The following is a 6,773-nucleotide window of genomic DNA, read 5'->3' as shown; positions in this document are numbered from 1 at the left end:
AAAATCCTCTGCTTTTAAAAGGAAGTGTCTTTCGTAAAAACATCTTTATCTCTGCTGAGAGACGTATAGGTAATGGTCAAGCTCAGCTGAAAAACTTTCTACTTCGTCATAAAGATGAGAGTGGCATTATCTATGTAAGCTCACGCAAAAAAGCTGAAGAGCTCAGCAGTTTTTTAAATTATGCAGGTTATAAGTCACTTGCATATCATGCAGGTTTGCCGCAACATATACGAGAGCAAAACTTTAAAATCTTTGTCAATGATAAAGTGGACATTATGGTTGCAACAATTGCTTTTGGGATGGGAATAGACAAGAGTGATATCCGTTTTGTAGTGCATATGAGTCTGCCAAAGTCTTTGGAGAATTATTACCAAGAGATTGGACGTGGTGGACGTGATGGAGAGGACAGTGAAGCACTGCTGCTCTTTAATGCAGGGGACATGATACAACATAAACATTTTTTGCATGATATTGATGATGCAGCTTACAAAGAGCACCTTGGTCTAAAGATCGATACCATCTACAAGTATGCCACAAGTGAGATCTGTTTTCATAAACAGTTAGCCGAATATTTTCATGAGACACTAGAGCCTTGTGAAAGTCGCTGTGACAACTGCTTAGAGTCTGATGACAAACGCCAAGATATTACCAAAGAGGCGCAAATGTTGCTCTCCGCCATCTATAAGACAGAACAAAACTTTGGAAAAAACTACATCATCGATATCCTGCGAGGTTCAAGTGAACAGAAAATTTTAGCTAATGGTGCAGACAAACTCTCTGTTTATGACATTGGAGGACACCTAAGCAAGAAAGAGTGGTTTGTCATTGTGGAGCGGCTTTTGGAACTCAAAATTTTAACGGTTGGAGATTTTTCAACACTCAAGCTCACGCAAGATGCCATTAGCATATTAAAGTCTCAAAAGCTTGTAGATATCAAATCTTCACGTCTGCAAGTAGATAAAAAGGCAAAAGCAGTACGCCAAGTTGAAGCGTTTGATTTTGACAGAGAACTATTTGAAAAGCTGCGAGAAAAGCGAACAGAACTTGCAAGTGAAATGGGTGTACCAGCGTATATCATCTTTAGCGATAAAACACTCAAACATCTAGCCAATGATATGCCGACAAACAAAGAAGAGATGCTAGAAGTCAATGGTATCGGGATGAAAAAATATGAGCAGTTTGGTGAAGAGTTTTTAGATGTGATAGCTACACACTAGTATCACTTAAAGGTTCTACACCAGGGTTACAGCTGATTTTATGTTGCATATTAACGAGTTCATAATCTACAAGTTCTTTGAGTGAAGCAAGTGTAGCATTACGAAAGTGCTCACCTTTGTTCAAATATACTAAAAATCCATTTTCATAAAGAGCGAGTCGAGTTTTGAGTGCAGTCGAATAGGTCGTTACTACCCCATCACTTTTCATGGCATTTTTAATATCTGCAAAATACTCTTTTGTCCAAAGCATAGGATTCGCACTTGGAGAAAAAGCATCCTGATAGACAATATCAAACTTCTTTTGAAATTGTTTTATATACTCTCTCGCATCTCCTAAAAAAACTTCTATAGTTAAAGTCTCATCTCTATAGACCCCATCTCTAGATATTGCTTCTATTATTTCACGTAAAGATGCAAACTCTTGCGGGTAATTGAAATTTGTAAGTGATTGTACCAAAGAGCTGTCAAGTTCGGGAGAGTAGATAAAGAGTTTTTTCTCTGGAGCATGTTCTTTATAATATAAAACAGTGGCTAAGGTATTAAACCCTAAGCCATAGCAAATATCTAAAATATGGAGTTCATCTTTTCCCTGCGTGAGCTTATATGCAGGAATGATATGTTTGTAGAGTGACTCGGAGAGTGCCCCATCTTTTGTAGAGTGATAATGCTCATCATACTCTTTTGAGTAGGCAGTATAACTGCCATCTTCACTCAGCGCTATAGAGTGCTGTGCATCATCAAAACTATTCATCACAAGTCTCTACTTCTATTGTAACTTTTTTGCAACTAGTTCATTGACTATTTTAGGGTTTGCTTTACCCCCTGTAGCTTTGAGTACCTGACCGACAAAAAAGCCTAAGAGTTTTTTGTTTCCTGCTTTGAATTTTGCAACATTATCCGGATTTTTTGCAATGACTTCATCTATAATAGGTGCGATTTGAGCAGGGTCACTTATCTGCACCAGTCCTTTCTCTTCAACTATTTTAGCTGGATTTTCTCCAGATTTTGCCATCTCCTCAAAGACCTGTTTTGCAATTTTACTTGAAATTGTCTCTTCATCAAGCATCTTTACAAGCTCGGCTATCTGCTTGGGAGTAAATTTCAGCTCAATTGACTGTTGCTCTTTTATCTCACGTGCAACTTCATTTGCAACCATATTTGCCAGATTTACAGGACTCTTTAGTGAAGATAATGCCTCTTCATAAAACTTTGAAAGATACGCATCACGTGCAAGTGTATTTGCCACTTCACTATTGAGTTTTAAATCTGCTGTGTACTTGTCAAAAAGAGCTTGCTGCTCTGGAGTCATTGGAGCGACTTCACCGTCAATTTGAACTTTTTTCTCTTGTGGTTTTGCTCTATTATCTGTTGTTATTTTTTTCTTCTTTTTACCCCAAGAGTCTTTCAGTCCTACAATCTTATTAAAAACCGGTTTTTCATCACTGTAATCAACTGGATCAGCATAAAAATAGCCCTCACGCTCAAACTGAAATCTCACATCTGGCTTTTGGGTAATAACAGCAGGCTCGATCAGAGCATTTTTGACAACTTTTAGAGAATTTGGATTTATATCTTCTACACCCTCTGGAAATTCAGTAGCAAAGAGTCTGTCATAAAGTCTTACTTCTATGGCTTTAGCATCTGCTGCACTTACCCACTGAATTGCACTTTTTACTTTAATACCACTTGTATCACGTCCACTCTTAGAGTCAGGATAGTACTCTGCTCTTATCTCTGTGATATTACCATCAGCGTCTTTGACAACTTCCTTACATGCAATGATATAGCCATGTCTAAGTCGTACTGGTTGCTCTGGTGTAAGGCGATAGTAACCTTTTGGAGGATTTTCTTCAAAATCCTCACGTTCAATGTAAATCTCACGTGAGAAAGGCAGTTTTCTACTTCCCTCTTTTGGTACATCATGCGGATAGTATGGAGCATCAATCTCTTCACTTCCTTCATAATTTTCTATTGTAACTTTGAGCGGATTGAGTACACATAAAACACGTGGCACTTTTTTGTTCAGATCATCTCTGATACAAAACTCTAACTGTGAAACATCTACTACTGAATTTGCTTTAGCAATCCCTATCTGATCACAAAAAGTTAAAATTGACTCTGGCGTGTAGCCTTTTCTTCTGTAGCCGGCAATTGTTGGCAGACGAGGATCATCCCAGCCACTCACGTAGCCACCCTCAACGAGCTCTAGAAGCTTTCTTTTACTCATAACCGTATAGTTTATGTTCAAACGTGCAAACTCATGCTGATAAGGTCGTGGCGGTTTAAGAGAGAGTGTATCTAATACCCAGTCATAAATATCACGGTTATTTTCAAACTCTAAAGTACAGATAGAGTGAGTTACACCTTCGATATAGTCAGAAAGACAGTGTGCAAAATCATACATAGGATAAATTGACCACTCATCCCCTGTTCTAAAGTGATGTGCATGTCTGATGCGGTAAAGAAGAGGGTCTCTCATCTTCATATTTGGTGCTGCCATATCAATTTTGGCTCTTAAAACATGCTCACCCTCGGCAAATTCGCCTTTTTTCATTCGCGCAAACAGGTCTAGGTTCTCTTCTACACTACGATTGGCATACTTACTGCGTTTTCCAGGCTCTGTTACGCTTCCGCGATACTCACGGATCTCATCTTCTGTAAGTGAGTCAACATAAGCTTTACCCATTTTAATAAGCTCAATCGCATAATCATAGAGCTTAGGAAAATAATCAGATGTAAAACGAATACTCCCGTCCCATTCATATCCAAGCCACTTCACAGCATCTTCAAGTGCCTCTACATATTTTGTATCTTCTTTTGTTGGATTTGTATCATCCATGCGTAAGTGACAGCGACCATTATAATCACGTGCAATACCAAAGTTAATAAAGATAGACTTCGCATGTCCAATATGAGGAAAACCATTTGGCTCAGGAGGAAATCTTGTAACTATCTCTTTATATTTACCCGATTTTAGATCCTCTTCAACTATTGTACGTAAAAAATTTTTGCTCTCATTCATACTTGTTTAAACCTTTTTTGCCTTAAAACTTTTTTGTATTGTATTTTATCTAATTAGAGCTTATAAACCATTGCCCCACATATGCATCTTTTTTGCCATAACCAGGTCATATTCATCTAATACATCTATATAGTTAGGTGCACGAAATTCAAAATCTTCTAAGAGCTGTTTTGTCGCTTCTATATCCATTTTTCCTTTTGCTTCCATAATGACAATATCTGCTGTATTTGCAAGAGTTGTATAGGCAATTTTTAAAAGGAGTTTTGGATTGCTATGCTGCGTGAGGATATCTTTAAAAATGACAATATCATTGTCACGTGGAAGCGTTCGAAAAGGAACATTGAATTTTTGCACAAACTGTACTTTTGCATCAGCTAAAGAGTTATCAAGTTCAAACTCATCTTCAGCGTAGATGGCAAGTCGAAACTCACCATCTACCTCTTTTATCATATTTAAAAGAGCCTTTGTTGTAGCATCCGGTTTTGTTGTTACTTGGATGTAATGATTCCCCGGAAGCGGATTGAAAAGCTCTAAGAATTGCTCTAACTGCATCGCTAATAAGCTAGATCGTGTAACTCACGGAAAAGAAAAGCTTCAACAATCTCATCAATTGTCTTTTGTGCATGTGCAACAAGCACCATCATGGACATATTGATAAAATCCATAACAGGCTCCCCGTCACTGCACACTACAACAGCCTCTGGCCATGCTTCAAAGGCATCAAACGCATCTGCATGCAGTACTTCAACAAGCTCACCCTCTTCTATGCGTAACTCGGCCCATGTTTTTGCTTCTAGTACCGGTGTAATCTTTGCTTCTTGTACATCCGTACTGTCCATTGGAACAACTACGAGCATGATGTGCTTATCTCTTTTAGTTTTTTCTTTGAGAGTTTCAGTTTCTCATTATCCATTACACCAATCTTATGAGAAAGTACATCAGAAGCAATTTTCTTTGCATTTTTCAATGAATGCATTTTGTAGGTACCACACTGATAGATATTTAACTCAGGAATATCTTTTTTGCTTTTTACTTTAAGCACATCTTTCATCGCTTTTTTCCAAGCTTTAGCCACTCTTTTTTCATCGGGTGTACCGATAACTGACATATAAAAACCTGTACGACAACCCATTGGAGAGAGGTCAATTATCTCTACATTTTTAGAGTTGAGATGATCACGCATAAAACCTGCGAAAAGGTGCTCTAAGGTGTGGATGCCACGTCCATCCATTTTGTCTTTGTTCGGTTTGTAAAAACGCAGATCATAAACAGTGATTTTATCTCCGCGTGGTGTTTTCATTGTTTTTGCTTTACGCACTGCAGGTGCCGGCATGATTGTATGGTCAACTGTAAAAGAGTCTAATAATGGCATTGTGTAAGTCCTTCAATTTAATTAGAAGTATTTTAGCAAAAAAGTTTAATGATTAATTGAAATAAGAAAATTTACTATTGAAATATAAGGGATAAAGAAGTTTTAGATTTATAGTAGATTGTGCTTTCCTCAGTTTAAGGCTAGGCTTATAGCCTGCCGTAACTGAGAAAAGTGCAAGATGCTGTGAAGCTAAAAGTTCGCGACTATACGCGAGCTTCTTCGCGACGGTTTAAGTACGCCCAGTTCGCATCTACACGCTCTTGCCACTCTTTAATGAGATACTTGTACTCATCTTTAAAGAGGTGCTTGAAACGCCCTTGTGCTGCAAGATACTCTTCAACAGGCACAACATTTTTAGGTCTGTAAGTGATATTTAACTCATGACCATCAATGATTTCATAGAGTGGGAACACTAATGAATCTGTTGCTAAGTCTGTAAGCATCATAGTATCTTTAGGATCGAATTTCCACTCAGTTGTACAAGGAGATACTGCATTGATAAATACAGGACCATCTACTGCCATACCGTGTTGGATTTTCTTTACCATATCTTTCCATTTGTTTGGTGCAACTTGTGCAGAATATGGGATACCATGGCTTGCCATAATAGCTACCATATCTTTCTTGTTTTTCTTCTCACCGTAACTTACACGACCAGCTGGTGCTGTTGTGGAAGATGAACCGATAGGTGTTGAAGATGAACGCTGACCACCAGTATTTGCATATACTTCATTGTCAAGAACAACGTGCATGATATTATGACCACGTTCCATACAACCAGAGATCCACTGGAAACCAATATCGTAAGAAGCACCATCACCTGCAAATGATACAAACTTAGGGTTACGGTCAGGCTGCTTTAGACGACCTTTACGCTTGAGTGCATTGTACATTGCCTCAGCACCTGCAACCGCAGTAGAACCATTCTCAAAGCCGATGTGGATCCAAGAAGCATCCCATGAAGTATATGGATAAACTGCCGTACAAACTTCAAGACATCCAGTAGATGCTGAAAGTACTAAATCATCATTAGTAGCATTTAAAACTTCACGAACAATGATAGAGTGAGCACAACCAGGACAAAGAAGGTTTGCACCCTCAAAACGGTCAGCCGATGTTGAAAACTCTTTTAAGTTTTTAATTTTTTTCATTTCGCTCATAA

7 protein-coding genes are annotated in these 6,773 nt (G+C 38.3%); 1 reads left to right on the top strand and 6 read right to left on the bottom strand.

Features of this window, described 5'->3' with window-relative positions; genetic code table 11:
• Positions 1 to 1,217, top strand: a 1,217-nt coding sequence (locus MNY27_RS07115) for a RecQ family ATP-dependent DNA helicase (RefSeq protein ID WP_346392039.1), incomplete at its 5' end; no start/stop codon positions are given.
• Here MNY27_RS07115 and MNY27_RS07110 read toward each other — a convergent pair.
• The 6 genes from MNY27_RS07110 to MNY27_RS07085 all read right to left on the bottom strand — a co-directional run bounded on the left by MNY27_RS07110 (position 1,207) and on the right by MNY27_RS07085 (position 6,771).
• On the bottom strand, positions 1,207 to 1,968 hold the full coding sequence (locus MNY27_RS07110; protein WP_346392038.1) for an MnmC family methyltransferase: 762 nt from the start codon (positions 1,966 to 1,968) through the stop codon (positions 1,207 to 1,209). The genes MNY27_RS07115 and MNY27_RS07110 overlap by 11 nt on opposite strands.
• A gap of 15 nt (positions 1,969 to 1,983) precedes the next feature.
• Complete coding sequence (locus tag MNY27_RS07105; RefSeq protein ID WP_346392037.1) at positions 1,984 to 4,239, bottom strand: glutamine--tRNA ligase/YqeY domain fusion protein; 2,256 nt, start codon at positions 4,237 to 4,239, stop codon at positions 1,984 to 1,986.
• A gap of 60 nt (positions 4,240 to 4,299) precedes the next feature.
• A complete protein-coding gene (locus MNY27_RS07100; RefSeq protein ID WP_188109423.1) occupies positions 4,300 to 4,791 on the bottom strand; it encodes a hypothetical protein in 492 nt (163 codons plus the stop codon).
• 2 nt (positions 4,792 to 4,793) lie between these two features.
• Positions 4,794 to 5,096 carry a hypothetical protein gene (locus tag MNY27_RS07095; protein ID WP_152183272.1) on the bottom strand — a complete coding sequence of 101 codons (303 nt, stop codon included), beginning with the start codon at positions 5,094 to 5,096 and terminating at the stop codon, positions 4,794 to 4,796.
• Positions 5,087 to 5,611: an S-ribosylhomocysteine lyase gene (gene luxS / locus MNY27_RS07090; RefSeq protein ID WP_346392036.1), complete on the bottom strand. Its 525-nt coding sequence runs from the start codon at positions 5,609 to 5,611 to the stop codon at positions 5,087 to 5,089. Before luxS ends, MNY27_RS07095 begins: the two co-directional genes overlap by 10 nt.
• Before the next feature lie 203 nt (positions 5,612 to 5,814).
• Positions 5,815 to 6,771 (bottom strand): thiamine pyrophosphate-dependent enzyme, encoded by a 957-nt coding sequence (locus tag MNY27_RS07085; RefSeq protein ID WP_152183270.1) that lies wholly within the window; start codon positions 6,769 to 6,771, stop codon positions 5,815 to 5,817.
• Positions 6,772 to 6,773 lie beyond the last annotated feature (2 nt).

The sequence above is a fragment of the Sulfurimonas sp. NWX79 genome, assembly GCF_039667035.1.
Taxonomy (GTDB): domain Bacteria; phylum Campylobacterota; class Campylobacteria; order Campylobacterales; family Sulfurimonadaceae; genus Sulfurimonas; species Sulfurimonas indica.
Note: the sequence above shows the minus strand (reverse complement) of the source record. Positions and strands in the feature narration are given on the sequence as shown.